The following is a 23,110-nucleotide window of genomic DNA, read 5'->3' as shown; positions in this document are numbered from 1 at the left end:
AGCCCTGCCGCGTCCAGCGCACGCAGCCAGGCGTTGCGCCGGCCCTCGCGATGGTCGGCCCGGTCGAGGGCCCACCGCGTGACGTTGATGCCGAGCGCCGCGGCCGGCTCCGGCGGGAACGGCAGCGGCTTCTTGCGGACCATCTCCAGCTCGGTGCGCGGTGTCCGCTCGCCGGAGAGCCGGTCGAGCATCACGTCGGCGGCGAAGTGGGTGGCGCCGACCCCCAGGCCGGTGAAGCCGGCGGTGTAGGCCACCCGGCCCTGCTTCGCCAGTCCGTGGAAGGCGCAGAACTGCGTCGACGTGTCGATCGCGCCGGCCCACCGGTGGGTGAACCGGATGCCCTCGAGCTGAGGGAAGGTGGTGAGGAAGTGCGACGCCAGCGCCCGGTACGTCGCCGGCCGGTGCTCGTAGGCCGAACGCACCTTGCGCCCGTAGTGGTAGACCGCGTCGTACCCGCCGAACAGGATCCGGCCCTCCGGCGTGATCCGGTAGTAGTGGAACTGGTTCGCCATGTCGCTGACGCCCTGACGCTGCCGCCACCCGATCGCGTCGCGCTGGGCCGGGCTGAGCGGCTCGGTCATCAGCACGTAGTCGTAGACGGGCACGGTCATCAGCCGGGTGCGGGCCAGCAGCGACGGGAACACGTTCGTCGCCAGCACCACCCGGTCGGCGCGGACCGACCCGCGTGGGGTCCGCACCACCACCGGCCCGGTGCGTCCGTGGGTCTCCAGCGACTCGGCCGCACTGTTCTCGAAGATCTCCACCCCCAGGCCCGCCGCCACCCGGGCGAGCTCCTTGGCCAGCTTGGCCGGGTGCAGCATCGCGGTCGAGTCGCGGTGCCAGACGCCCGCCAGGTAGGTCGGGCTGTTCACCTCCGCGCGCACAGCGTCGGCGTCGAGCACCTCGGCGCCGGACTCGCGGAGCTGGTCGACCTGGTACGGCTCGACAGCCACGTCGAGGCTGCCGGAGCGCTCGAGCTCGCAGTCGATGCCGAGCGCGTCGATCGCCTTGGCCATCGCCTCCAGGTTGTCCTGGCCCAGCCGCTCGAGCGTGTCGAAGTCGTCCGGCCAGCGGGTGCGGCCGTTGTCCTCGCCGTGGGTCAGGCTGGCGTCGCAGAACCCGCCGTTGCGCCCCGACGCGGCCCAGCCGACGGTCTGCGCCTCGATCAGCACCACCCGCGCGGCCGGGTTGCGGACCTTGGCCTTCACCGCGGTCCACAGGCCGGTGTAACCACCGCCGACCACCAGCAGGTCGGCGCTGTGCGCACCGTGCAGCACCGGGTACGTCACCGCGTCCGCGACGTCGTCGAGCCAGAAGCAGGCGTCGCGCGTCTGCTCCAGCGAGGCCTCCACGGCAGCGGCGGGCGCCGGCTGCCGTTCGAAGACGGTCGGGTGCCGGCGTGCGCGCGCGTCAGCGTGCGGCATGGGCGTCGCCGACCGACAGCGCCTCGTCCAGGACCGCCAGACCGGCACGCGCCTCGTCGGCGGTGATGTTGAGGGCGGGCACGACGTGGAGGCGGTGGTAGTTCACGAACGGCAGCAGCCCGTGCTTCTTGCACGCCGCGACGATCTCGTTCATCGCCGGGCTCGTCCCCCCGTACGGTGCCAGCGGCTCCCGGGTCTCCCGGTCGGCGACGAGGTCGAGCGCCCAGAACGCCCCCACCCCACGGACCTCACCGACACAGGGGTGTCGCTCGGCCAGCTCGGCGAGCCCCGGTGCGAAGACCGTCTCCCCCAGCGTGGCGGCGTTCTCGACGATGCGCTCGTCCTTCATCGTCTCGATCGTGGCGACCGCGGCGGCGCAGGCGAGCGGGTGGCCCGAGTAGGTGAGGCCGCCGGGATAGGGCCGGTCGGCGAAGGTCTCGTAGATCGGCTCGGAGATGATCACGCCGCCCAGCGGCACGTATCCCGACGTCACGCCCTTGGCGAACGTGATGAGGTCCGGTGTCGCGTCGTACAGGTCGAGTGCGAACCACGTGCCGGTCCGGCCGAACCCGGCCATCACCTCATCGGCGATCCAGACGATCCCGTAGCGGTCGCACAGCGCCCGCACCCCCTCGAGGTAGCCCGGCGGCGGGGGCATGATGCCCGCGGTGCCCGGGATGGTCTCGAGGATGATCGCCGCGATCGTGTCGGGCCCCTCCATCTGGATCGTGTGCTCGAGGTGCGTGAGCGCACGCTCGCACTCCTCGGCCTCGGTCGTCGCGTGGAACTCGGTGCGATAGAGGAACGGCCCGAAGAAGTGGACGACACCGTCCGCCCCGTAGTCGTTGGGCCAGCGCCGCGGGTCACCGGTCAGGTTGACCGCGGTCTGGGTGCCACCGTGGTACGAGCGGTAGCGGCTCAGCACCTTGCGGCGTCCGGTGTGCAGGCGCGCCATGCGCACGGCGTGCTCGACGGCGTCCGCCCCGCCGTTGGTGAAGAAGACGCGGTCCATCCCCTCGGGCGCGAGCTCGGCGACGAGGGCCGCGGCCTCCGAGCGGGCGGCGTTGGCGTGCTGGGGCGCGATCGTGCACAGGCGCGCGGCCTGGTCCTGGATCGCCTTGACCACGCGCGGGTGCTGGTGCCCGATGTTGGTGAAGACCAGCTGCGAGGAGAAGTCGAGGTATCGCTGCCCCTGGTCGTCGACGACGTAGCTCCCCTCGGCGCTCTCGATCACCATCGGGTTCATGGAGGCCTGCGCGACCCACGAGTGGAAGACGTGCGCGCGGTCGAGCTCGTACGTGCGGTTCGTCATGACGTCCTCTCTAGCTGTTCTTCGGGAAGGCGAGCTCGAGGCCGCCGACGGGCTTCACGGCGGGATCACCCCACCGCGAGGTGACCACCTTTCCACGGGTGAAGAAGTGGACGCCCTCGGTCCCGTGCGCGTGGCTATCGCCGAAGAGCGAGCTCTTCCACCCTCCGAACGAGTAGTACGCCATCGGCACCGGGATCGGGACGTTGATGCCGATCATCCCGACCTCGACCTCGTACTCGAACTTCCGCGCGGCCCCGCCGTTGCTGGTGAACAGCGCGACACCGTTGCCATACGGGTTCGCGTTGACGAGGGCGACGGCCTCGTCGTACGTGTCGGTGCGCACGACCGAGAGGACCGGGCCGAAGATCTCCTCGGTGTAGACGCTCATGTCGGGCGTGACCTGGTCGAACAACGTGGGGCCGAGCCAGAAGCCCTCCGCTCCACCGTCGGCGGCGACCTCGCGCCCGTCCACGACCAGCTTGGCTCCGGCCTCCTCGCCGGCATCGACGAACGACGCGACCTTGTCGCGGTGCGCCCGGGTGACGAGCGGCCCCATGTCGGCGCCCTTCGTCCCGTCGCCGGTGCGCAGGGTGCGCGTGCGGTCGGCGATCTTGGCGACGAGCTCGTCCCCGACTCCACCGACGGCGACGACGACGCTGATCGCCATGCAGCGTTCGCCGGCAGAGCCGTAGCCGGCGCTGACCGCCTGGTCCGCGGCCAGGTCGAGGTCCGCGTCGGGCAGCACGACCATGTGGTTCTTGGCACCACCCAGCGCCTGCACCCGCTTGCCCGACTGGCTCGCCCGCTCGTAGACGTAGCGGGCGATGGGCGTCGAGCCGACGAAGCTGATCGCCTTGACGTCGGGGCTGTCCAGGAGTGCGTCGACGGCGACCTTGTCCCACTGGAGGACGTTGAAGACACCGTCGGGCAGCCCAGCCTCCTTCCACCGCTCGGCGATCCAGATTGCGGCCGAGGGATCCTTCTCGCTCGGCTTGAGGACCACCGTGTTGCCCGCGGCGATCGCGACCGGGAAGAACCACATCGGGACCATCGCCGGGAAGTTGAACGGGCTGATGATCCCGACTACGCCGAGCGGCTGGCGCTTGGAGTGCACGTCGACCCCGGAGGAGACGCCCTCGGAGTAGCCACCCTTCAGCAGGTGCGGGATCCCGCAGGCGAACTCGACGACCTCCAGGCCTCGGGTCACCTCCCCCAGAGCGTCGTCGAGCACCTTGCCGTGCTCGGCGGTGATGATCGCCGCGAGCTCCTCCTTGCGGGCGTTGAGGATCTCGCGGAACGCGAAGACGGTCTGCGTGCGCCTGGTGACCGACGTGTCGGCCCAGGAGCGCGCCGCGGCCGAGGCCGCACCGATCACGCGCTCGGCGTCGGCCTGGTCGGCGAAGACGACCTGCCCGGTCACGGCGCCGGTCGCGGGGTTGGTGACATCGCCGGTACGAGCGGCGGCGCCGGACCTGGAGCTGCCGAGGAACGGCGCGCCGTCGAGCCAGTGCGGAATCACGGTGGGAGTGCTCATGGGCACGAGCGTGCGCCTGGCGGGCCACCCCCCACAATGGACGGATTGTCACCCGTGCTCGACACAGGATTGCGGAGTGTAGCCTTCTGCCATGCCGCTCCCGACGCTCCGCGCCGTCTTGGCCTCGGACGCCCTCCGCGTCGCCGAGCCGCAGGTGCTGGCGGGCGCCGACCGGCTCGACCGGCAGGTCCGTTGGGTCCACGTCAGCGAGGTCCGAGAGGTCACCGGGCTGCTCACCGGCGGCGAGCTGCTCCTCTCCACCGGCCTGGCGATGCGGGGGGACGAGGCCGACGCGGCGGCGTACGTCGGTGAGCTCGTCGACGCCGGCGCGACCGGGCTCCTCGTCGAGCTCGGCGAGTCCTTCAGCGCGGTGCCCGCGGCGGCGCTGGCCGTCGCCCGTCGGCGCCGGTTCCCCGTGGTCGCCCTCCGGAGGCCCACCCGCTTCGTCGAGATCACCGAGCAGGTGCACCGTGCGATCGTCGCCGAGCAGTACGAGCACGTCGACTTCGCGCGGCGGGTCCACGAACGCTTCACCTCGCTGAGCCTCGAGGGAGCCGGGGCCCAGGTGATCGTCGAGGAGACCGCCGCCCTGGCCGGCTCGTCCGTCGTGCTCGAGGACCTGTCTCGTCACGTCGTGGCCTACGCGGCGCTGGGGCGTCCCGCCGCCGGCCTGCTCCAGGCGTGGGAGCGACGCTCGCGGCTGGTCGCCTTCACCGACCTCACCGGCGTGACGGGGCCCGAGGGCTGGATGACCTCCCCGGTCGGCGTGCAGCAGCAGCGCTGGGGCCGGCTGGTCGTCGTGAATCCCGCCTCCGACCAGGAGCGCCTCGCGATGGTCCTCGAGCGCGCGGCCCAGGCGCTGGAGCTCGGCCGGATGGTGGAGAGCGACCGGTTCGGGATCACCCACCAGGCTCAGGGTGGATTCCTCACCGAGCTCGCCGCGGGTCGCGTGGTCGACGTCGCCGAGGCCGAGGGCGCGCGCCCGAGCGCTCGGGCTCCCCGCGGTGGCGCCGTACGTGGCCCTCGTCGTGCGCGCCGCACCGCGCGCCGGAGGGACGAGCACCGATCCGGTGGCGGCCCACCGCGGCGCACGGCGCCTCGTCGAGCGCGTCGCCCAGGCCGGGCGCGACGCCCGGCTCCCCCTCATCCTCGGCTCGCTCGGGCCTGTGGAGGTGGCGGTGCTGCTCGCGACCGGCGAGCGGGGCGGCGACGCCGCTGTCGCGCAGCTCGCGGAGACCCTGCACGCCCAGCGCGTCCGCCAGCCCGACCTCGATCCCGTGTCGGTCGGCGTGGGCGTCCCTGCCGAGACGGTGCTCACCGCCGGCGCTGGGCTGCGGCACGCCCAGCACGTCGCGGAGGTGGCCCACGCCCTGCCACCGGCACGCCGCAGACCGTTCTTCCGGGCCAGCGACGTCCGTCTCCACGGACTTGTGGCCCTCTTGCAGGACGACCCGCGGGTCCAGGCGTTCGCCGAGGCAGAGCTCGACCGGCTGCTCGTCCACGAGGCGACGCACGAGGACGGGATGCTCCAGCTGCTCCGCCAGTACCTCGCCGTGGGCGGCAACAAGACCGAGCTGGCGCGCGTCAGCCACCGCAGCCGCCCCGCGCTCTACAAGAAGCTCGCGCACCTCGAGCGCATCCTCGGCGTCCGCCTCGACGACGCCGACTCCCGGCTCGCCCTGGGGGTCGCCCTCCTGGTGCACGACCAGCCGCGGTGACCGCGCGCGGTCGACGCCGCCTCGACCGATAGGTTGGTGACCCAGGCCGCACCGGCGGCCACGGGAGCGAGGAGCACGACATGACGACCTGGGGCTGGATCGCCGTCTTCACCGTGGTGGCAGGTTTCGGCATGCTGCCGCTCGTCGTCGACCGCGCGACGTCCGCCAAGCTCGTCGGCACCGCCGCGGCGTGCCTGGTGCTCGCCTTCTTCGCCGCCCTCCTCGTCATCGCACTGCCGAAGACGATCGCCTGAGCGGCGACACGACGTCACCGCAGACGACCCCGTGGTGACACACCGGCTGTTGTCCGCTCGCGGACGACGTGCTGGAATCGCGCCATGACCACACCCCGCGCCTTCGACCCCGCCAGCATCCCCGCCGGACAGCACATCGGCGGTCGGTACGCCGACGGCTCCGGTGCCGACGACGTCGTGGTCAGCAACCCCGCGACGGGGGAGGTCGTACGCAGGTTCGCCTCGGCCACAGACTCCGACGTCGACGACGCGGTGGCCGCAGCGGCCCGCGCGTACCCCGGATGGTCCGCCGCCACCCCTGGTGAGCGGAGCACCGCGCTCCACGCGCTGGCGCGCCGGCTCGAGCAGATCGCGGACGACCTCGCCGCCGCCGAGACGTTGCAGACGGGCAAGTCGATCCGGATGTCCACGGAGTTCGACGTCCCGGGCACGATCGACAACACCGCCTTCTTCGCCGGGGCTGCCCGCAACCTGGAGGGCAGGGCGAGCGCCCGCTACTCCGCCGACCACACCTCCTCGATCCGGCGTGAGCCGATCGGCGTGGTCGGCTCGGTCGCCCCGTGGAACTACCCGCTCCAGATGGCGGCCTGGAAGGTCCTCCCGGCGATCGCCGCTGGCAACACCGTGGTCCTCAAGCCGGCCGAGATCACACCGTTCACCTCCCTGATGCTCGCCCAGGCCGCCACCGAGGCCGGGCTGCCCGACGGTGTCGTCAACGTCGTCAACGGCCCCGGTCCGACGACCGGGAGCGCCGTCGTCGGCCACCCGGGCGTCCGCATGGTGTCCTTCACCGGGTCGACGGCGGTCGGTCGGCAGATCGCGACGACGGCCGCCGCCTCGGTGAAGCGCGTACACCTCGAGCTGGGCGGCAAGGCGCCGTTCGTCGTGTTCGACGACGCCGACCTCGAGGCGGCCGTCCGTGGCGCCGTCGCGGGCTCGCTGATCAACGGCGGGCAGGACTGCACGGCGGCCACCCGGGCGTACGTCCACGCGAGCCTCTTCGAGGCGTTCGTCGACGGGGTCGCCGAGCTGATGGGCAAGGTGGTCGTCGGAGACCCCACTGACCCCGCGACCGACCTCGGGGCGCTCAGCTCGGCGGCGCACCGCGACAAGGTGGCCGCGATGGTCGACCGCGCCCGGGCCGCCGGCGCCCAGGTGGTGTGCGGTGGAAGCTCGCCCGAGCGCTCGGGCTTCTTCTACGAGCCGACCCTCCTGACGGGGCTCCCCCAGGACGCGGAGGCCGTCCAGCAGGAGATCTTCGGGCCGGTCCTGGTGGCGCTTCCGTTCGAGTCCGACGACGAGGCGGTCCGGCTCGCCAACGACACCCCGTACGGCTTGGCGGCGTCGGCGTGGACGCGTGACGTCTACCGTGCCCAGCGCGCGGCCGCGGAGATCCAGGCCGGCTGCGTGTGGATCAACGACCACATCTCCATCGTCTCCGAGATGCCGCACGGCGGCTACAAGCAGTCGGGCTACGGCAAGGACATGAGCGCGTACTCGTTCGAGGAGTACACCCAGGTCAAGCACGTGATGCAGGACGTGACCGGCACTGCTCGCAGGCCGTGGCACAGCACCGTCATGGGGGTGTGACCGGCGGCACTTCAGCAAAGCGGGGGGATTGCATAGAAGGTCTATCTGTTGACGGGCGTATAACATAGGTCTGTGGACTCGCTGCCTCCGGTCGACCAGACCGACATCCGGTTCACGCTCGGGATGCAGTTGCGAGAGCTCTTGCGCGTCGCACCATCGGTGCACGCCCGCCTCGCCTCCGAGATCGGGATCGGCGTCACCGACGCCCTGGCGCTCGACAACGCCATGGCGGCACTGCCGCGACCCCTGGGCGTCGGCGACCTGGCCCACCGGCTCGGAATCCGGTCCGCCTCGGCGACCGTCGCGGTCGACCGCCTGGTCTCGTCGGGTCACATGGAGCGCACTCCGCACCCGACCGACCGGCGTCGCACCAGCCTCCAGCCGACCGGCTCCGCCTACTCCGACGCCCGACGTGCTCTCTCTCCGCTGATCTCCGCCATCCGCGAGCTCACCTCCGACCTCGATGACGAGTCGGCCCGCACGATCTCGACGTTCCTCGACGACGCCATCGCGATCCTGCGCGAGTACGCCGACCACGGAGGCGCTGACGAGCCCGTGCGCGGGCCCGCGAGCGACGTCCCGGCTCCCCGTTCCGACACCTAGGAGAGTGCGGCCAGAGCGGCGCGGATCAGCCGTTCGTCCCGCTCACGCACCACGAGGGTGACCGCACGCTCGCCGCGTCGGACCGCTCGGGCGGCCCGGTCCGCGCCGGGCGACCCGATCTCCACCGCGCCCACCTCGTCGGTCAGCGTGCGTACGGCGAGGGCATCGAGGACGAGCGGCCCGTGGATCTCGTCGCGGTCGACCTCCACCCGCGTGCGGTCGCGGGTCGCACGGGCGCGCGCCTGAGCCACGACGACGTCCACGAGCGAGTCACGCTCCGGCTCGGTCGGGGCCCGCACGTCGAGGACGCCGGCGGTCTCCCCGGCGGTGAGGCCGTCAGCGGGCTCGCGGGACGTGAGTTCGCCGAAGGTGGCGCGTACGTCGGCATCTCCGTGCACCTTGGCCTGCTTCGCGGCCGCCAGGACCGTCATCGCACAGGTCAGCGAGGGGTCGGCGCGTACCGCCATGGGCGCCTCGTACGGCACGGGGTCGCCGCGGAAGGTGAACCTCCACCGACCGCGTGGCCAGGCGATTGAGACGACCCCCGCCGCGGCCTCGGGTGGGAGCACGCAGGCGAGGTCGTCGGCGACCTCGACCCAGACGCCCGAGGGTGTGCGCCACCAGGTCCACCCAGGCCCCTGCTCCACCACCGACGCACCGTCCATGACGGCCATCCTGCCGGGTCTGGCACGAGGAGCGCGACACCTGCACGGGATACTGGCGCCATGCGCATCACCCGGGACGACACCGACGCTGTCGAGGAGTCCGACCTCACCTCCCGCCAGAAGGCCGAGAAGCTGGTCGAGCTCGCCACCGGCGCGGGCTACGAGCTCGCCGACGACGTCACACCGCGCTCGCTCCTGGTCGCCGCCTCGGAGTTCCTCGGGTTCGACGGCTCGTGGGACCGGCAGGAGGAGGTGCTGGCGATGGCGGACACGGCCGCGGGCGCCTCGGCCATCCACCCCGACGTCGTGCGGGTCGGCGCTGCGCTCGCACGTGGTCTCGACCCGTCGGAGTACGCCGACCGCTACCGCCGGTCGGGACGCATCACGCCACTGTCGGCCCACTACATGGCCGACCTCTACGACGAGGCCGGCGAGCCGCTGGCGGCCGAGCGGTGGCTCAACATCGGGATCCGGGCGCTCGAGCACCTCGACCCCGACATGGTGGACACGAGCACCTGGGACCTTCTGCTCCTGTCCCGCCGCAACCTGCGCGCACGCCTCGGCCGCCCCAAGGACGGGTACGACGAGGAGGCAGAGGCCGCCGACACGCACGTCGCGATCGACAGCGACGAGAGCGATTGACATGGAGCTCGGGGACGTCGTCCGGAGGCGACGGATGGTGCGGGCCTACGACGGACGACCGGTGCCGCGGGCACTCGTCGACCGGATGCTCGAGCACGCGACCCACGCTCCGAGCGCGGGGTTCAGCCAGGGATGGGCCTTCCTCGTCCTGGACTCCCCCGAGGACGTCACCCGGTTCTGGGAGGCGACGACGCCCCCGGACCGGGCGGCCGCGCCGTCACGGTGGCAGCGCGGCATGCGGACCGCTCCGGTGGTGATCGTGCCGCTGGCGCACAAGGACGCCTACCTCGAGCGCTACGCCGAGCCCGACAAAGGATGGACCGACCGCGACGAGGCACGCTGGGCGGTGCCGTACTGGTACGTGGACACCGCCATGGCGTCGCTGCTCATCCTGCTGACCGCCGTCGACGAGGGCCTGGGCGCGTGCTTCTTCGGGATCCCCCCGACGCGTACGGCCGCGTTCCGCAGCACCTTCGGCGTCCCTGAGGCGTACGACCCGATCGGCGCGGTCACGGTCGGATACCGCGCCGAGGACCACGTGCCGTCCTCGCGCGGACGTGCGCGCCGTGGACTCGACGAGGTCGTCCACCGGGGGTCGTGGGGCCTGCCGTCCGACGATGATCTTGGCATGTGATCAACATCACGAGTAGCCTCACCGCATGCTGCTCGCCGAGGAACTCACGCTGCTCGCTCTCGACCCGGAGACGGGAATGCTCCGGGGACGTGAGTCGTGCGTCGACCACGCCCTCGCCGGTGCCGTCCTCCTCGACCTCGCCGCGGCCGGCCACCTCCGTCTCGACGACGACACGATGCTCGTCCTCGGTGACACGTCACCGAGGTCGCCGCTGCTCGGCGGCGGCCTGTCCTTGCTGACCGGCCAGCTCCCCGTCGGCGTGCGTGACGCGATCCGGCACCTCGCGCCCACGCTGCGGGCCACGGTGCTCGAGAGCATGGCCGAGCGCGGCATGCTGCGGCGCGAGATCCACCGCAGCCTGGTGCTCAAGATCCTCGTCCGGTGGTACACCGCGTCACCCGACACGAGCGACTCCGTCCGCGCCGACCTGGAGACGATCTTCGCAGCTGTCGGCGGCTCGGCACCTGAGCCCGGCACCGACCTCGAGCCACGGGCGGCCGGCCTCCTCACCGTCCTCGACGGGGCCGACCTTCTCGAGCTGGTGAGCCCGTCGCAGCCGGACACGACACAGGTGCGCTCGTGGTGCCAGACACCGCGGCCCGACGAGGGCGACGACCTCCGTTGCGCCGTGCACGCCGCGCTCAGCGAGCTCTCTGCTCCCGGTCCGAGAGCCTCGCGCACGTCCAGGCGGACCGCCTCGGTCTGAGGCGCCGGCGGGTCAGCCCTCGGGTCCCCGTGACCTCGGATACGCGCGGGGCGCACCCAGGTCGCATCCCGGCTGCCTCTCGACGGGGATGGTGTGCGCTCTCGGCCTGGTACGGATCGTCGCCCAGGCCACGATCGCGCCGAGTCCCAGCATCGCCGCACAGATGACCATCGCCTGGTCGAAGCCCGCGTCGAACACTCCCGGGTCCGACAGCGCACCGCCGACGATCCCGACCAGGGGCGGCAGCGCGGCCACCGCGAGCAGCTGCGCCGTACGCGCCACCGCGTTGTTCACCCCCGACGCGATCCCGGCGAGGCGGTCGGGCGCCGCGGCCAGGACCGCCGTGGTCAGCGGCGCCACCAGCACCGTGAGCCCGATCCCGAAGACGACGACTCCCGGCGCCACCTCGCTCAGGTACGCCGCGTCCGGACCGATCCGCAGCATCAGCAGCAGCCCAGCCGCCGCGACGACCGGCCCCACGGTCATGGGGATCCGCGGCCCGATGCGGGTCGCCACGGCGCCGGCGTAGGAGGAGAAGAGAAGCATCAGGAACGTGACCGGGAGCGTCGCCGCCCCCGCCGCCAGCGGCGAGTAGCCGGCGACGACCTGCAGCTGCACCACGAGCAGGAAGAAGACCGCGCCCAGCGCGCCGTACACGACGAACGTCACCAGGTTCGCGCCGCTGAACACCCGGTCGCGAAAGAGGCCCAGCGGCACGAGCGGGTCAGGACTGCGACGCTCCTGCACGACGAAGAGCAGCAGGACGACGAGACCGCCGACGGCCAGCCAGTCGCTGGAGGCGATGAGGCCGTAGGTCAGGACGGCCAGTCCGCCCGCGGCCAGCGCCACCCCGAGGAGGTCGAGATGCTTCGGCGCCCGCGGGTCCCGACTCTCGGGCACGTGCCGGGCGCACACCCAGACCACCAGCACCGCGAGCGGCAGGTTGAGCAGGAACACCGCACGCCAGCTCACCGCCTCCACGAGCCATCCCCCGAGGAGGGGGCCCACGGCCGCAGCGACTCCGCCAAGTCCCGACCACGCCCCGATCGCCGCTCCTCTGTCCTCGGGGTCGAACGACGCGGAGATCAGCGCCAGGCTCCCCGGTGTCAGCAGAGCCCCGCCGATGCCCTGGAGGACGCGGGCGGCGATCAGCGTGGAGACGTCCGGAGCGACGCCGCACAGCAGCGAGGCGACCGCGAACCAGAGCACGCCGATCACGAACACCCGCCGCCGGCCGAAGCGGTCACCGAGCGCACCGCCGAGCAGGATCAGCGACGCGAGGCTCAGCGTGTAGCCGTTGACGACCCACTGCAGACCGCCGATGTCGGCGTCGAGGTCGTCGCCGATCGTGGGGAGGGCGACGTTGACCACGGTGCCGTCGAGCATCGCCATGCTCGACCCGAGCACGGTGGCGAGCAGGAGCCAGCGGCCTGCGGCGCTGCGGAGACGGACGGGCTCGTCCACGTGCGACACCGTACGCACCGATGGGGCCTCATGGGGAAGACTGGCGTCATGACGGTACGCACGCCCGACCCCAACCCCGGCTGGCTCTCCGATCACGCGCTCGACGAGACCCGCGGCCGGGTCCCGATCCTCTACGTCGAGGCCATCCCGGTCCGCATGGATCCTGACGGGCTCGTCGCCGAGATCGGGCTGCTGCTGCGGGGCTCCGCGCACACCGGCGCGATCTCGCGCTCGTTCGTCTCCGGGCGCGTCATGCACGGCGAGCGCGTCCGCGACGCTCTAATGCGCCACCTCGAGAAGGACCTGGGCCCGACCGCCTTCCCGGTGCTGCCGGTCAGCACCGTGCCGTTCGCGGTCACCGAGTACTTCCCCTTCCCGGGGGCGTCGCAGTTCTTCGACGCCCGCCAGCACGCCGTCGCGCTCGCGTACGTGGTGCCGGTCTCGGGCGAGTGCCAGCCGCGCCAGGACGCGCTGGAGCTGACGTGGCTCACCCCGGGCGAGGCGTCGACCGACGCGGTCGCGGCCGAGATGGAGGGCGGTCGCGGGGCCCTGCTGCGGCAGGCGCTGGGCTACCTGGGGGTCCTCGGCGGCTGACCGCCTCAGCCCACCGCCTTGAGCCCCACCACCCCGCCGATGATCATCGCGAGGAACAGCAGGCGCACCACGGAGACCGGCTCGACACCGGTCGCCATCGCGTACGCGACGGTGAGCGAGGCGCCGATGCCGACCCACACGGCGTACGCGGTGCCGGTCGGCAGGCTCCGCATGGCGTACGCCAGCCCGACCATGCTGAGGACCACCGCCACGCCGAACACGACCGACGGGACGAGTCGGGTGAGACCGGCCGATCGCCCGAGCGCGGTCGCCCAGACCGCTTCGAGGACGCCGGAGACGACGAGGACCAGCCATGCCATGACGGGCTCCTGACCACGTGGTGTCGACGTCTTCGCATGACCGGGTACGTCGCTTCTCGTCCGGAGCCGGGTGGCTGATCACAGCGTACGAGACGCCTCGAAGTTACCCACCGGTAGTGTTTGGCGTACCTTACCCAGAGAACGCCCTTCGCTGGGGCTAAGGTGCGCTAGTCAGTACTACCGGCAGGAGCAGAGCATGCAGGTCGTCGCGATCGTCGTCTCGCTGGCCATCACCGCCGTCGCCGTCGCGCTCGCCGCCAGGGCGGTCGCCTCGATGGTGCGCGTGGTGAGGATGGGCCGGCAGACGCACAACCGGACCGACAACCCGGGGACGCGCTGGAAGAACATGCTGGTCGAGACCCTCGGCCACACGCGGATGCTCCAGTGGCACTGGATCGGCATCATGCACTGGTTCGTGTTCGCGGGGTTCATCCTGCTGTCCACGATGGTCGCCGCGGCCTACTTCCAGATCTTCGACGCCCACGCGGTGCTTCCGATCATCGGGCACTGGGTCGTCTACCAGTGGGTGAGCGACCTCCTGTCGTGGCTGACCCTGATCGGCATCCTGTACCTGATCTTCGTCCGCCAGCGGAACAAGCCCAACAAGCTCGGCCGCAAGTCCCGCTTCTTCGGCTCCACGTTCTGGCAGGCCTACTTCGTCGAGGCTGTCATCCTGTCGGTCGTCGTCTGCGGCTTCCTGCTCCGCGGCCTCGAGTACGCGCTGTTCTCGCACGACGACCCCGCCCAGGCGACGTTCGCCCACTTCCCCGGCACCTTCTGGCTCGGGGAGCTCTTCTCCGGGATGTCGGCCGGAGCGCTCGAGACGACCATCTACGCCGTCGCGATGGTGAAGATCGCCATCTCGATGACCTGGTTGATCACGATCTCGCTCAACATCACCATGGGTGTCGCCTGGCACCGCTTCACCGCCTGGGTCAACATCTGGTTCAAGCGCGAGGCCTCCGGCGCTCCCGCCCTCGGTGGGCTGAAGCCGATCTACGTGGACGACACGCCGGTCACGATCGAGACGATGGAGGACCTCGACGAGGACGCGTTCGAGAAGCTCGGCGTCGGCAAGGTCGAGGACTTCTCCTGGAAGGGCATCCTCGACTTCACCACCTGCACCGAGTGCGGCCGCTGCCAGTCGCAGTGCCCCGCCTGGAACACCGACAAGCCGCTCTCGCCCAAGCTGCTCGTGATGGGTCTGCGCGACCACGCGTACGCCAAGGCGCCGTACGTCCTCGCCGGCGAGGACGGTCGCGACGGTCTCTCCGAGGCGGTCACCACGGAGGCGGAGCGTCCGCTGATCGGCGACGAGTCGGTCTACGGCGTCATCGACCCCGACGTCCTCTGGTCCTGCACCAACTGCGGCGCCTGCGTCCAGCAGTGCCCGGTCGACATCGAGCACGTCGACCACATCATGGACATGCGCCGCTACCAGGTGCTCGTGGAGTCCAACTTCCCCACCGAGCTCAACAACATCTTCAAGGGCCTCGAGCGCAAGGGGAACCCCTGGAACATGTCGCCCAAGAACCGGATGGACTGGGCGAAGGACCTCGATTTCGAGGTGAAGCAGGTCGGTGTCGACATCGAGGACCTGGACGAGGTCGACTGGCTGTTCTGGGTCGGCTGCGCCGGAGCGTACGAGGACCGCGCCAAGAAGACCACGCAGGCGGTCGCCGAGCTGCTCGACACCGCGGGCGTCTCGTTCGCCGTGCTCGGTGACGGCGAGACGTGCTCGGGTGATCCTGCCCGCCGCGCCGGCAACGAGATCGTGTTCGCCCAGCTCGCGGCGCAGAACGTCGAGGTCTTCAAGGAGACGAAGGTCAAGAAGGTCGTCTCGACCTGCGCCCACTGCTTCAACACGCTCAAGAACGAGTACAAGGACTTCGGCATCGAGCTCGAGGTCGTGCACCACACGCAGCTGCTCAACCGGCTCGTGCGCGAGGGCCGGCTCACGCCGCTCGCACCGGCCGACGAGAAGGTCGCCGGCAAGACGATCACCTACCACGACCCGTGCTTCCTCGGCCGCCACAACAAGGTGTACGAGGCGCCCCGCGAGCTGCTCGACGTGATCCCCAACGCCGAGTTCAAGGAGATGCCGCGCAACTCCGAGCGCTCGTTCTGCTGCGGTGCGGGTGGCGCCCGGATGTGGATGGAGGAGACGCTCGGCGAGCGGATCAACCTCAACCGCACCCAGGAGGCCATCGACACCGGTGCCGACCAGATCGCGGTCGGCTGCCCGTTCTGCCGGGTGATGCTGGCCGACGGCCTGACCGCGAAGCAGGCCGACGGCGCTGCTCGCGAAGAGGTCGAGGTGCTCGACGTGGCGCAGCTGCTCCTCGCCGGCGTCAAGCGCAAGGCGGCCGCCGAGCCCGCGACCGAGCCCGGGCCCGACGCGACCGCCGCCGACGCCGGCATGGCGGCGACGGCGACCGCCGTCCTCGAGCGGCCCGAGGGCCCCGGTGAGGACCTCGACGAGCCCGAGGCGGGCACGCCGGAGGAGAACCGCAAGATCGCCGAGGAGTCCGACATCCCCGTCGACGACGAGGGCCACGGCCACTCCAAGCCCTGACGCCCGCCCTCGCGCGATTCGGTGAGGAGATCGGGGGCCGTCGACGGCCGAGTCCCGATTTCCTCACCGAATCGCCGTCTTGGCGGGCGGGGTCAGGCGTCGCGGCGGCGGAGCGCGCCAGCTGCGAGCGTCATCAGCACGGCGATCTCCGCCGCGAAGATCGCGAAGCTCGGCCAGGCGTCCAGCAGGTTCGGGTTGAACGACACGGGCGTCGCGATCACCGCTCCGGCGCTCCCCGGCATGACCCGCTCGAGGAACAGGCCGATGTCACCGGGGATCAGCGCGACCATGTTGCTCACCACGAAGCACAGCCCGATGGTGATCGTGATGGCCGCCGCGGTGTGGCGCAGCAGGGTCCCGATCGCGATCGAGAGCAGCCCCAGACCCGCCATGAAGAGGCCGCTGCCGTACATCGCCCGCAGCACGTCCCCCTCGAGCGCCATGCCGATGCCCTCGCGGTCGAGGAAGTAGTTGCCGCCGAAGTAGCCGATCAGGGCCGTCAGCGTGCCGACGACGAACAGCAGGCTCGCGACCAGCAGCGACTTCGCTGCGAGCACGCGCCCTCGTCGGGGAACGGCGGCGAACGTCGCCCGGACCATCCCGGTGCCGTACTCGCTGGTGACGGCGAGCACCCCCAGCACGACGGCCGTGATCTGGGCGATCATCATGCCCCAGGTGAGGAAGGCGCCGGGCGACTCGTCGGCCTCCGGGCTCGCGAGCCAGTCGGCATTGCCCCAGCACACGACGATCGTCAGGCCGGCTCCCAGGCCGACCAGAGCGGCGAGGGTCCACCACGTCGCGCGGACCGAGCGCAGCTTGATCCACTCGGCGCTGAGCACGTCGCCGAACCCTTGCCGGTGGACCGCCTGCTCCGACCCGACCGCGACGGTCTGCGTCGCGGTGCTCATGCCGCTGCTCCTGCCGTGACGGCGCCAACCTTCGAGCGGTACTCGACACTGTCGGCGGTCAACCTCATGAAGGCGTCCTCGAGCGAGGACCGCACCAGCGTGAGCTCGTGCAGCGGGAGGCTGTCGTGGTGCAGGAGATCGCCGATCGCCGACGCGTCGAGGCCCTGGACGTGGAGCGCGTCGCCGACGCCCTCCACGTCGAGCCCGCTCCTCGTCAGCAGCTCGGCCACGGCCGTGCGTGCCGGTGACTTGACCCGGACGTACGAGGTGGCGTGCGCGGCGATGAAGTCCTCGGTCGACATGTCGGCGAGGATCTGTCCGCGCCCGATGACGATCAGGTGGTCGGCCATCATCGCCATCTCCGACATGAGGTGGCTGGAGATGAAGACCGTACGGCCTTCGTCGGCGAGCCGGCGCGCGAGTGCGCGGACCCACCTGATGCCCTCGGGGTCGAGCCCGTTGACCGGCTCGTCGAGGATGACGACCGGCGGATCGCCGATCAGCGCAGCGGCGATCCCGAGCCGCTGCCCCATCCCCAGCGAGTAGCGTCCCGCCCGCTGACGAGCCACGGACTCCAGACCGACGAGCTCGAGCACCTCACCGACGCGGGTGGCCGGGATGCCGTTGCTCGCGGCGAGCCAGCGCAGGTGGTCACGCGCTGATCGGCCTGGGTGGAAGGCGTGGGCGTCGAGGAGCGCGCCGACCGAGCGCAGCGGCGCAGGTGACGTCTGGTGCCGATGACCGTTGACCGTCACCGAGCCCGCCGTCGGGGCGTCCAGACCGAGGATCATCCTCATGGTGGTCGACTTCCCCGCACCGTTGGGGCCGAGGAATCCGGTCACGCGACCTGGTCTGACCGTGAAGTCGATGGCGTCGACGGCGACCTTGTCGCCGAACGTCTTGGTGAGTGCCTGGGCGCGGATCATCCGATCGCCCGCCCCGATGTCTGAGCTGTCCATGCGCTCAGAGTCACGGGCAGTGGCGCCTGGGGGCATCGGGGAAACACCCCGGCCGTCCCCTGAGCCGACCCTGGAGACCGCCGTCGTACGGCGTCAGCCGATGACGGGGCGTGACTCCCCCAGCGCGGGGCGTGCGCCGGTACGAGACACCGCGAGAGCGGCCGTCTCCGCCCCTCGGCGCAGCGCCTGCTGCGCGTCGAGGCCGTCCACGCTCGCGGAGAGGAAGCCGGCGGCGAACGCGTCACCCGCGCCGGTGAGGTCCTCGACCTCCGTCTTCTCGGCGCGCTGGCGTACGAGGAAGCCGTCGGGGGTCATCTGGACCGCCCCCGAGGCGCCGAGGGTGGCGACCGCGGTCGGGTACCACCGGCCCAGCGCCAGCAGCGCCCTGTCGGGTTCGTCCTCCCCGGTCATGCATCGCAGCTCGTCGGCGTTGGGCAGAATCACGTCGACCCCGGACGTCCAGTCCACGAACTCCTCGACCCCGGCCTCGCGCAGGAACGCCACCGACCCCGGGTCGACCGACACCACAGCGCCGCGGTCGCGTGCACGGGCGACGATCTCCTGCGCGACCGGACGCGTCGCGGGATCGAAGAACGAGTAGCCGGTGAGGTGGACCCACCGGACGTCCTTCCAGGCCGACAGGGGGACGTCCTTGGTCGACAGGGCGCTGTTCGCGCCGCGGTCGACGAACATCGTCCGCTCTCCCGCCTCGTCGAGGGTGATGACGATCGTGGCGGTGTCGTGCTCCCCGTCGGCGGCGATGCGCGCCTGCACGCCGAAGCGCTCGAGCGACTCCGTGTGCCGGCGTGCGCCGTCCCTGCCGGCACGTCCGACGAACATCACATCGGCACCGAGCGACCCCAGCCACGCCGCGACGTTCGCCGCGGAACCGCCATCGCGCCTGCGGATCACCGCGGGGGTGTCGCTCGCTGGGGTGACAGTCGAGAGGGGCCGGACGATGAGGTCGTCGACCACGTCACCGACCACGAGGATGCGTGCCATGCGTCGAACGCTACCGCCCGGATAATCGGGTGCGCCGGACCTGCCCCTCGCCCTAGTGTCGGAGCCAGTTGCCAACGAACGAGCCGCGGAGGGAGGCAGAGATGGATGACTGCACGCACGACATCATGACGCGTCAGCGCGAGGCCTACGTACGCCGCACGCTGGAGCGCCGCCGGCCCGGGACGATCCACCAGGCCTCCTGGCGGGCCCGGGCAGCCGGCGCGGTGCGCCGGCTCGCCGACTCGGTCGACTCCCGCCCAGCGGGGACGACCGCGCCCACTCGTCCGATGTGACCCTCGGTCGCCCCGGATCGACGTGACGCCGAGCGCCGCAGACGCGGCGCCGCCACGACGGTGAATCCTCCCCGTCTACCGCACGAACCACACATCATCGACGTCCCGTACGGGCACGTCGACGACGCCTGCACAGGCATAGGGGCAATGACATGAACGAGTACACCCATCTCCTGCTCACGAACATGCGTGAACGAGAGCTCACCCGCCGACTCGAGCAGCGAGAGCACCTCGGTACGACCTACCGCCCCTCGCTGCGCAACCGGACGGCCAGGACGCTGCACAGGGTCGCCGACCGCCTCGACGGCCAGTCGTGACCGACGACCGTCAGAGCCGACACCACCGAGACCGGTGGCACCGAGACCGGTGTCACCGGTCTCGTGCGCTCCAGGCAGTGGCGATCTCGGCGCCGACCGTGATGTTGTTGGCCGCGATGTCGAGGTTGACCTCGAGGCTCGAGCCGTGGGTCAGCTCGACGATCCGGGCGAGCAGGTAGGGGCTGACGTCCTTGCCGGTGATCGCATCGCGCTCGGCCTCGGCGAGCGCCTGCCGCAGCGCCTCGTCGTGGACCCGCGGGTCCAGCTGCTTGTCGGACGGCAGGGGGTTGGCCACCAGCACCGCGCTCTCACGTCCGAGGGCGTCGTTGGCGGCCATCACCGCAGCGACCGTCGCGGCGTCGGGGACCGCCCAGTCCAGAGTCTCCCCCGACTCCGTCAGCCAGAAGCTCGGGAACTGGTCCGTCCCGTAGCCCAGCACCGTGACGCCGAGGGTCTCGAGGCGCTCCAGGGTCGCCGGGATGTCGAGGATCGACTTCACGCCGGCCGACACCACCGTGATGCGTGTGCCGGCGAGCGTGGTGAGGTCGGCCGACTCGTCGAACGTGGCGCTCGCCCCTCGGTGCACCCCACCCAGGCCGCCGGTGGAGAACACGCGGATCCCCGCCCGGGCCGCGAGGAAGGCCGTGGCCGCGACCGTCGTGGCACCGGAGGTCCGGGTCGCCATCGCGACGGGAAGGTCGCGTACGGACACCTTCACCACGGAGTCGTCGAGGGCGATCCGCTCGAGCGCGGCGTCGTCGAGCCCCACGTGCGGCTCCCCGTCGAGCACGGCGATCGTCGCGGGGACGACGTCGCGCTTGCGCAGGATCTCCTCGAAGTCACGGGCCGCCTGCAGGTTGCGGGGTCGTGGCAGGCCGTGGGAGATGATCGTCGACTCGAGCGCGACGACAGGTCGGCCGGCCTCGCAGGCAGCGGCGACGTCGGGGTGGATCCTCATCCGAGCGGTCTCTCCTCAGATCGTGGCGCGATAGAAGTTGGCGAAGGAACGCGAGGGCGTGGGACCGCGTTGGCCCTGGTAGCGCGACCCGTACTTCTCGGAGCCGTACGGGTGCTCGGCCGGCGACGAGAGCCGGAAGAAGCAGAGCTGGCCGATCTTCATGCCGGGGTAGAGCTTGATCGGGAGCGTCGCCACGTTGGCGAGCTCGAGCGTGACGTGCCCGTCGAACCCGGGGTCGACGAACCCTGCCGTGGCGTGGGTCAGGAGACCGAGACGCCCGAGCGACGACTTGCCCTCGACCCGGGCGGCGACGTCGACAGGGAGGGCGACCCGCTCGTACGTCGACCCCAGGACGAACTCGCCGGGGTGCAGGATGAACGGTCCACCGTCGGCCGCCGTGACCTCTTTGGTGAGATCGGACTGGTCCTCTGCGGGGTCGATGTGCGGATAGCGATGGTTCTCGAAGACCCGGAAGAACTTGTCGAGGCGGACGTCGATGCTGGACGGCTGCATCATCTCCTCGTCGTAGGGATCGAGGACGATCCGTCCTTCGTCGAGCTCGGCTCGGATGTCGCGGTCGGAGAGCAGCACAGACCGACGGTAGCGCAGGTCTGTGGACGGAGGCCTTGGCTGACCCCGGGTGGATGTGCTTCACTTCCGAGGTCCCCCCTGCTCTCCACGGAAGGTGAACTTGTGGCTACCCCCGGCCGCAGGAAGGCTCACCGCGCCCCCCGCAAGCGCAAGACGAGCCCGACGTCGTCCAGGATCCGTCCTTCCGTGACGGTCACGCCCGAGACCCCGCACGAGCGCCTGGAGGCTCTGCCTCTGCGCTCCGCCCGTCGCCGACCCGCCGCGCTGGCCGGTCTTCTGCTCGCAGGAGTGGCGACCGTGGCCGCTTCTGCCCCGCAGGCGATCAGCACGACCGCTGCCAACGTCGAGGGCGCGTCGACCAGCGGCATCGTGATCCGGTCCGCCCCCAGCCTCGAGCAGCACATCGCCGAGCGTCGTGAGATCGCCGTCACGCGCTCGAGCGGACGTGCGGCCCTCACCGCCCCCGGCAAGCAGGTGGTCGCCGGCGTCGCCGAGGCCACCGCAGAGCCGGAGGAGGAGGACGCGGCCGAGACCGAGGGCGCAGACTCCGAAAGCCCCGATGCCAGCACGCCGAGCGGATCGGTCTCGGGCAAGCCGTGCGCCAGCGGCTCGTCGGTCGAGAGCGGCCTCTCCTCGAACGCGATCGCCGTCCACCGGGCGGTGTGCGCCGAGTTCCCCAGCGTCTCCTCGTACGGCGGGGTCCGCGCGGGAGACGGCGGCGAGCACGGCACCGGACGCGCGCTCGACATCATGGTGAGCGGCTCGACCGGTGACGCGATCGCCGCCTTCGTGCGCGCGAACGCCTCCAAGCTCGGCGTCTCAGAGGTCCTCTGGGCGCAGAAGATCTGGACTATCCAGCGTGCCTCCGAGGGCTGGCGCCCGATGGAGGACCGCGGCTCGTCGACAGCGAACCACTACGACCACGTCCACGTGACGGTGAGCTGAGCGGCACCTATATAGTGGTCGGCGTCGCCTCGGCGACGACGCCCGCGGGCGTAGTTCAATGGCAGAACATCAGCTTCCCAAGCTGATAGTGCGGGTTCGATTCCCGTCGCCCGCTCCCTTCACGAAGGCCCTGGCCGAGACGACAACAGTCCCGGCCAGGGCCTTCGCTGTGAGTTAGCTCGACCAACCGAGGCCGTCGACGAACTCCTCCACCGCGGTCACGACGCGACCCAGGACAGCGACCGAGTCGGTCAGCGGGCCGGGGACGTACATGCCGTGATCTGCGCCCTCGACCTCGAGCACCCGCGCCGAGAGGCGGCGCGCGGCGTCGCCGTCCCACAGTGCGTCCGCCGTGCCGCCCACGAGCAGGAACGGCGCGGTTGCGCGGCTCAGGGCGTCGACCACCCACGGGAGGGTGAGTAGCGGCGTGATCCACACGGCGGGCAACGATCTTTCCGCGGCGATCGCCGCGGCATTCGTGCCCAGGGACTTGCCGATCAGCAGCGGTCGGCCGCCCACGTGGTCGATGAGAGGAACGATCTCGCCGCAGACCCAGTGCTCGATCCCCGGCTGATCGAGAGCCGAGGGCTGTCGGGACCACGAGTGCCGGTGCACGGTCGCGCCCCGCCGCTCTGCGACGTCACCGGCATACATCAGCAGCGGCGCGCCCGGTCCGAATCGAGCGCCGGGGATCACGACGACGTCGGTCATGCGGAGACCGTACCGACCGCGGGGCCACTTCGGGGCCATCGTCGTTCGTCGAGCAAGACCTTGTGCCCACCGTGCGATCAGTTCATTCGTCGCTGGCAGCGATTCGCCAGGTTCTCGCCCGCGCCGCCTGGCTCGCGCGGCGAGTTGCTGCCACGAACGGGATTTTTCGGCTGCTGCCCCTGTCGCTGTCTGGTCGGCTCGCCTAAGTTGAAGCGGTCCGACACGACTCAACGAGGAGGTCCGTAGTGCGAAGAGCACTTACCGGAGCCCTGGGAGCAGCCGTCGCCGCCACCTTGGTGACCACTGCAACACCGGCAGCGGCAATCGACGACGTCAACACGACGCAGCTCCGCAAGGCTGTCACCGTCAACGGCATCCTGAAGCACGCACG

At 71.1% G+C, this 23,110-nt stretch carries 24 protein-coding genes, 1 tRNA gene, 1 pseudogene and 1 riboswitch; of the genes and pseudogenes, 14 read left to right on the top strand and 12 right to left on the bottom strand.

Going from position 1 to position 23,110, the window contains the following annotated elements:
• The 3 genes from PV363_RS04755 to PV363_RS04745 form a co-directional block, all read right to left on the bottom strand.
• The coding region (locus tag PV363_RS04755; protein ID WP_301021779.1) for an FAD-dependent oxidoreductase at positions 1 to 1,424 on the bottom strand (1,424 nt) is incomplete at its 3' end.
• On the bottom strand, positions 1,411 to 2,736 hold the full coding sequence (locus tag PV363_RS04750; protein WP_220345508.1) for an aspartate aminotransferase family protein: 1,326 nt from the start codon (positions 2,734 to 2,736) through the stop codon (positions 1,411 to 1,413). The genes PV363_RS04750 and PV363_RS04755, both read right to left, overlap by 14 nt.
• A 10-nt stretch (positions 2,737 to 2,746) precedes the next feature.
• Positions 2,747 to 4,270, bottom strand: coding sequence for a CoA-acylating methylmalonate-semialdehyde dehydrogenase (locus PV363_RS04745; protein WP_301021778.1), 1,524 nt, complete (start codon positions 4,268 to 4,270; stop codon positions 2,747 to 2,749).
• Positions 4,271 to 4,361: 91 nt separating this feature from the next.
• On the opposite strand from PV363_RS04745, the pseudogene PV363_RS17935 reads away from it, so the two are divergent.
• The 5 genes and pseudogenes from PV363_RS17935 to PV363_RS04725 form a co-directional block, all read left to right on the top strand.
• A pseudogene (locus PV363_RS17935) lies at positions 4,362 to 4,736 on the top strand (PucR family transcriptional regulator ligand-binding domain-containing protein); the annotation flags it as partial.
• 451 nt (positions 4,737 to 5,187) lie between these two features.
• On the top strand, positions 5,188 to 5,988 hold the full coding sequence (locus PV363_RS04740; RefSeq protein WP_301021777.1) for a helix-turn-helix domain-containing protein: 801 nt from the start codon (positions 5,188 to 5,190) through the stop codon (positions 5,986 to 5,988).
• Between the two features lie 80 nt (positions 5,989 to 6,068).
• The gene (locus PV363_RS04735) at positions 6,069 to 6,242 is read left to right on the top strand and encodes a hypothetical protein (RefSeq protein ID WP_220345510.1); all 174 of its coding nucleotides are present in this window, start codon (positions 6,069 to 6,071) and stop codon (positions 6,240 to 6,242) included.
• Positions 6,243 to 6,326: 84 nt separating this feature from the next.
• Positions 6,327 to 7,832 carry a gamma-aminobutyraldehyde dehydrogenase gene (locus PV363_RS04730; RefSeq protein WP_220345511.1) on the top strand — a complete coding sequence of 502 codons (1,506 nt, stop codon included), beginning with the start codon at positions 6,327 to 6,329 and terminating at the stop codon, positions 7,830 to 7,832.
• 72 nt (positions 7,833 to 7,904) lie between these two features.
• Positions 7,905 to 8,435: a MarR family transcriptional regulator gene (locus PV363_RS04725; RefSeq protein ID WP_220364776.1), complete on the top strand. Its 531-nt coding sequence runs from the start codon at positions 7,905 to 7,907 to the stop codon at positions 8,433 to 8,435.
• On the opposite strand, the gene PV363_RS04720 is transcribed toward PV363_RS04725, so the two are convergent.
• Positions 8,432 to 9,100 carry a hypothetical protein gene (locus PV363_RS04720; RefSeq protein WP_220345512.1) on the bottom strand — a complete coding sequence of 223 codons (669 nt, stop codon included), beginning with the start codon at positions 9,098 to 9,100 and terminating at the stop codon, positions 8,432 to 8,434. The two genes, PV363_RS04725 and PV363_RS04720, sit on opposite strands and share 4 nt — an antisense overlap.
• A 60-nt stretch (positions 9,101 to 9,160) precedes the next feature.
• Between PV363_RS04720 and PV363_RS04715 the strand changes: the two genes are divergently transcribed.
• The 3 genes from PV363_RS04715 to PV363_RS04705 are packed head-to-tail and all read left to right on the top strand — an operon-like array spanning position 9,161 to position 11,082.
• A complete protein-coding gene (locus tag PV363_RS04715; RefSeq protein ID WP_301021776.1) occupies positions 9,161 to 9,742 on the top strand; it encodes a hypothetical protein in 582 nt (193 codons plus the stop codon).
• A 1-nt stretch (position 9,743) separates the two neighbouring features.
• Complete coding sequence (locus PV363_RS04710; RefSeq protein WP_220342350.1) at positions 9,744 to 10,376, top strand: nitroreductase family protein; 633 nt, start codon at positions 9,744 to 9,746, stop codon at positions 10,374 to 10,376.
• Between the two features lie 25 nt (positions 10,377 to 10,401).
• A complete protein-coding gene (locus PV363_RS04705; RefSeq protein WP_301021775.1) occupies positions 10,402 to 11,082 on the top strand; it encodes a GPP34 family phosphoprotein in 681 nt (226 codons plus the stop codon).
• Positions 11,083 to 11,094: 12 nt separating this feature from the next.
• Here PV363_RS04705 and PV363_RS04700 read toward each other — a convergent pair whose 3' ends face one another.
• Positions 11,095 to 12,546 (bottom strand): MFS transporter, encoded by a 1,452-nt coding sequence (locus PV363_RS04700; RefSeq protein ID WP_301021774.1) that lies wholly within the window; start codon positions 12,544 to 12,546, stop codon positions 11,095 to 11,097.
• Positions 12,547 to 12,594: 48 nt separating this feature from the next.
• On the opposite strand from PV363_RS04700, the gene PV363_RS04695 reads away from it, so the two are divergent.
• Entirely contained in the window at positions 12,595 to 13,140 is a 546-nt protein-coding gene (locus tag PV363_RS04695; RefSeq protein WP_301021773.1) for an NUDIX hydrolase family protein, read from the top strand.
• 5 nt (positions 13,141 to 13,145) lie between these two features.
• Here the strand turns inward: PV363_RS04695 and PV363_RS04690 are convergent, their stop codons facing one another.
• Entirely contained in the window at positions 13,146 to 13,460 is a 315-nt protein-coding gene (locus tag PV363_RS04690) for a multidrug efflux SMR transporter (protein ID WP_220342353.1), read from the bottom strand.
• Between the two features lie 19 nt (positions 13,461 to 13,479).
• Positions 13,480 to 13,540, bottom strand: a riboswitch (guanidine-III (ykkC-III) riboswitch).
• Between the two features lie 116 nt (positions 13,541 to 13,656).
• Between PV363_RS04690 and PV363_RS04685 the strand changes: the two genes are divergently transcribed.
• Positions 13,657 to 16,035: a (Fe-S)-binding protein gene (locus tag PV363_RS04685; protein ID WP_301021772.1), complete on the top strand. Its 2,379-nt coding sequence runs from the start codon at positions 13,657 to 13,659 to the stop codon at positions 16,033 to 16,035.
• A 92-nt stretch (positions 16,036 to 16,127) separates the two neighbouring features.
• Here PV363_RS04685 and PV363_RS04680 read toward each other — a convergent pair whose 3' ends face one another.
• The 3 genes from PV363_RS04680 to PV363_RS04670 form a co-directional block, all read right to left on the bottom strand.
• Complete coding sequence (locus PV363_RS04680) at positions 16,128 to 16,943, bottom strand: ABC transporter permease subunit (RefSeq protein WP_301021771.1); 816 nt, start codon at positions 16,941 to 16,943, stop codon at positions 16,128 to 16,130.
• Positions 16,940 to 17,902, bottom strand: coding sequence for an ABC transporter ATP-binding protein (locus tag PV363_RS04675; RefSeq protein WP_308289280.1), 963 nt, complete (start codon positions 17,900 to 17,902; stop codon positions 16,940 to 16,942). The genes PV363_RS04680 and PV363_RS04675 overlap by 4 nt, the downstream gene beginning before the upstream one ends.
• Positions 17,903 to 17,995: 93 nt before the next feature.
• Positions 17,996 to 18,904, bottom strand: coding sequence for a carbohydrate kinase family protein (locus PV363_RS04670; protein WP_220342356.1), 909 nt, complete (start codon positions 18,902 to 18,904; stop codon positions 17,996 to 17,998).
• A 101-nt stretch (positions 18,905 to 19,005) separates the two neighbouring features.
• Here PV363_RS04670 and PV363_RS04665 point away from each other — a divergent pair, with 101 nt between their 5' ends.
• Positions 19,006 to 19,197, top strand: a complete 192-nt coding sequence (locus PV363_RS04665) for a hypothetical protein (RefSeq protein ID WP_220342357.1) — start codon at positions 19,006 to 19,008, stop codon at positions 19,195 to 19,197.
• A gap of 152 nt (positions 19,198 to 19,349) precedes the next feature.
• Positions 19,350 to 19,514, top strand: a complete 165-nt coding sequence (locus PV363_RS04660; RefSeq protein ID WP_220342358.1) for a hypothetical protein — start codon at positions 19,350 to 19,352, stop codon at positions 19,512 to 19,514.
• Between the two features lie 52 nt (positions 19,515 to 19,566).
• Here PV363_RS04660 and PV363_RS04655 read toward each other — a convergent pair whose 3' ends face one another.
• Together PV363_RS04655 and dcd are read right to left on the bottom strand one after the other, a co-directional pair.
• Complete coding sequence (locus tag PV363_RS04655) at positions 19,567 to 20,472, bottom strand: pseudouridine-5'-phosphate glycosidase (RefSeq protein ID WP_220342359.1); 906 nt, start codon at positions 20,470 to 20,472, stop codon at positions 19,567 to 19,569.
• Positions 20,473 to 20,487: 15 nt separating this feature from the next.
• Positions 20,488 to 21,063, bottom strand: coding sequence for a dCTP deaminase (gene dcd, locus PV363_RS04650; protein WP_220342360.1), 576 nt, complete (start codon positions 21,061 to 21,063; stop codon positions 20,488 to 20,490).
• 186 nt (positions 21,064 to 21,249) lie between these two features.
• Here dcd and PV363_RS04645 point away from each other — a divergent pair, with 186 nt between their 5' ends.
• Together PV363_RS04645 and PV363_RS04640 are read left to right on the top strand one after the other, a co-directional pair.
• On the top strand, positions 21,250 to 22,008 hold the full coding sequence (locus PV363_RS04645) for a hypothetical protein (RefSeq protein WP_301021770.1): 759 nt from the start codon (positions 21,250 to 21,252) through the stop codon (positions 22,006 to 22,008).
• 44 nt (positions 22,009 to 22,052) lie between these two features.
• A tRNA-Gly gene (locus PV363_RS04640) sits at positions 22,053 to 22,123 on the top strand.
• Positions 22,124 to 22,182: 59 nt separating this feature from the next.
• Here the strand turns inward: PV363_RS04640 and PV363_RS04635 are convergent.
• The gene (locus tag PV363_RS04635) at positions 22,183 to 22,719 is read right to left on the bottom strand and encodes an alpha/beta hydrolase (RefSeq protein WP_301021769.1); all 537 of its coding nucleotides are present in this window, start codon (positions 22,717 to 22,719) and stop codon (positions 22,183 to 22,185) included.
• Positions 22,720 to 23,110 lie beyond the last annotated feature (391 nt).

Origin of the sequence: Mumia sp. (assembly GCF_028803055.1) — a bacterium.
Taxonomy (GTDB): domain Bacteria; phylum Actinomycetota; class Actinomycetes; order Propionibacteriales; family Nocardioidaceae; genus Mumia.
The sequence above is the reverse complement of the archived record's forward strand: the minus strand, read 5'-3'. Positions and strand labels throughout refer to the sequence as shown.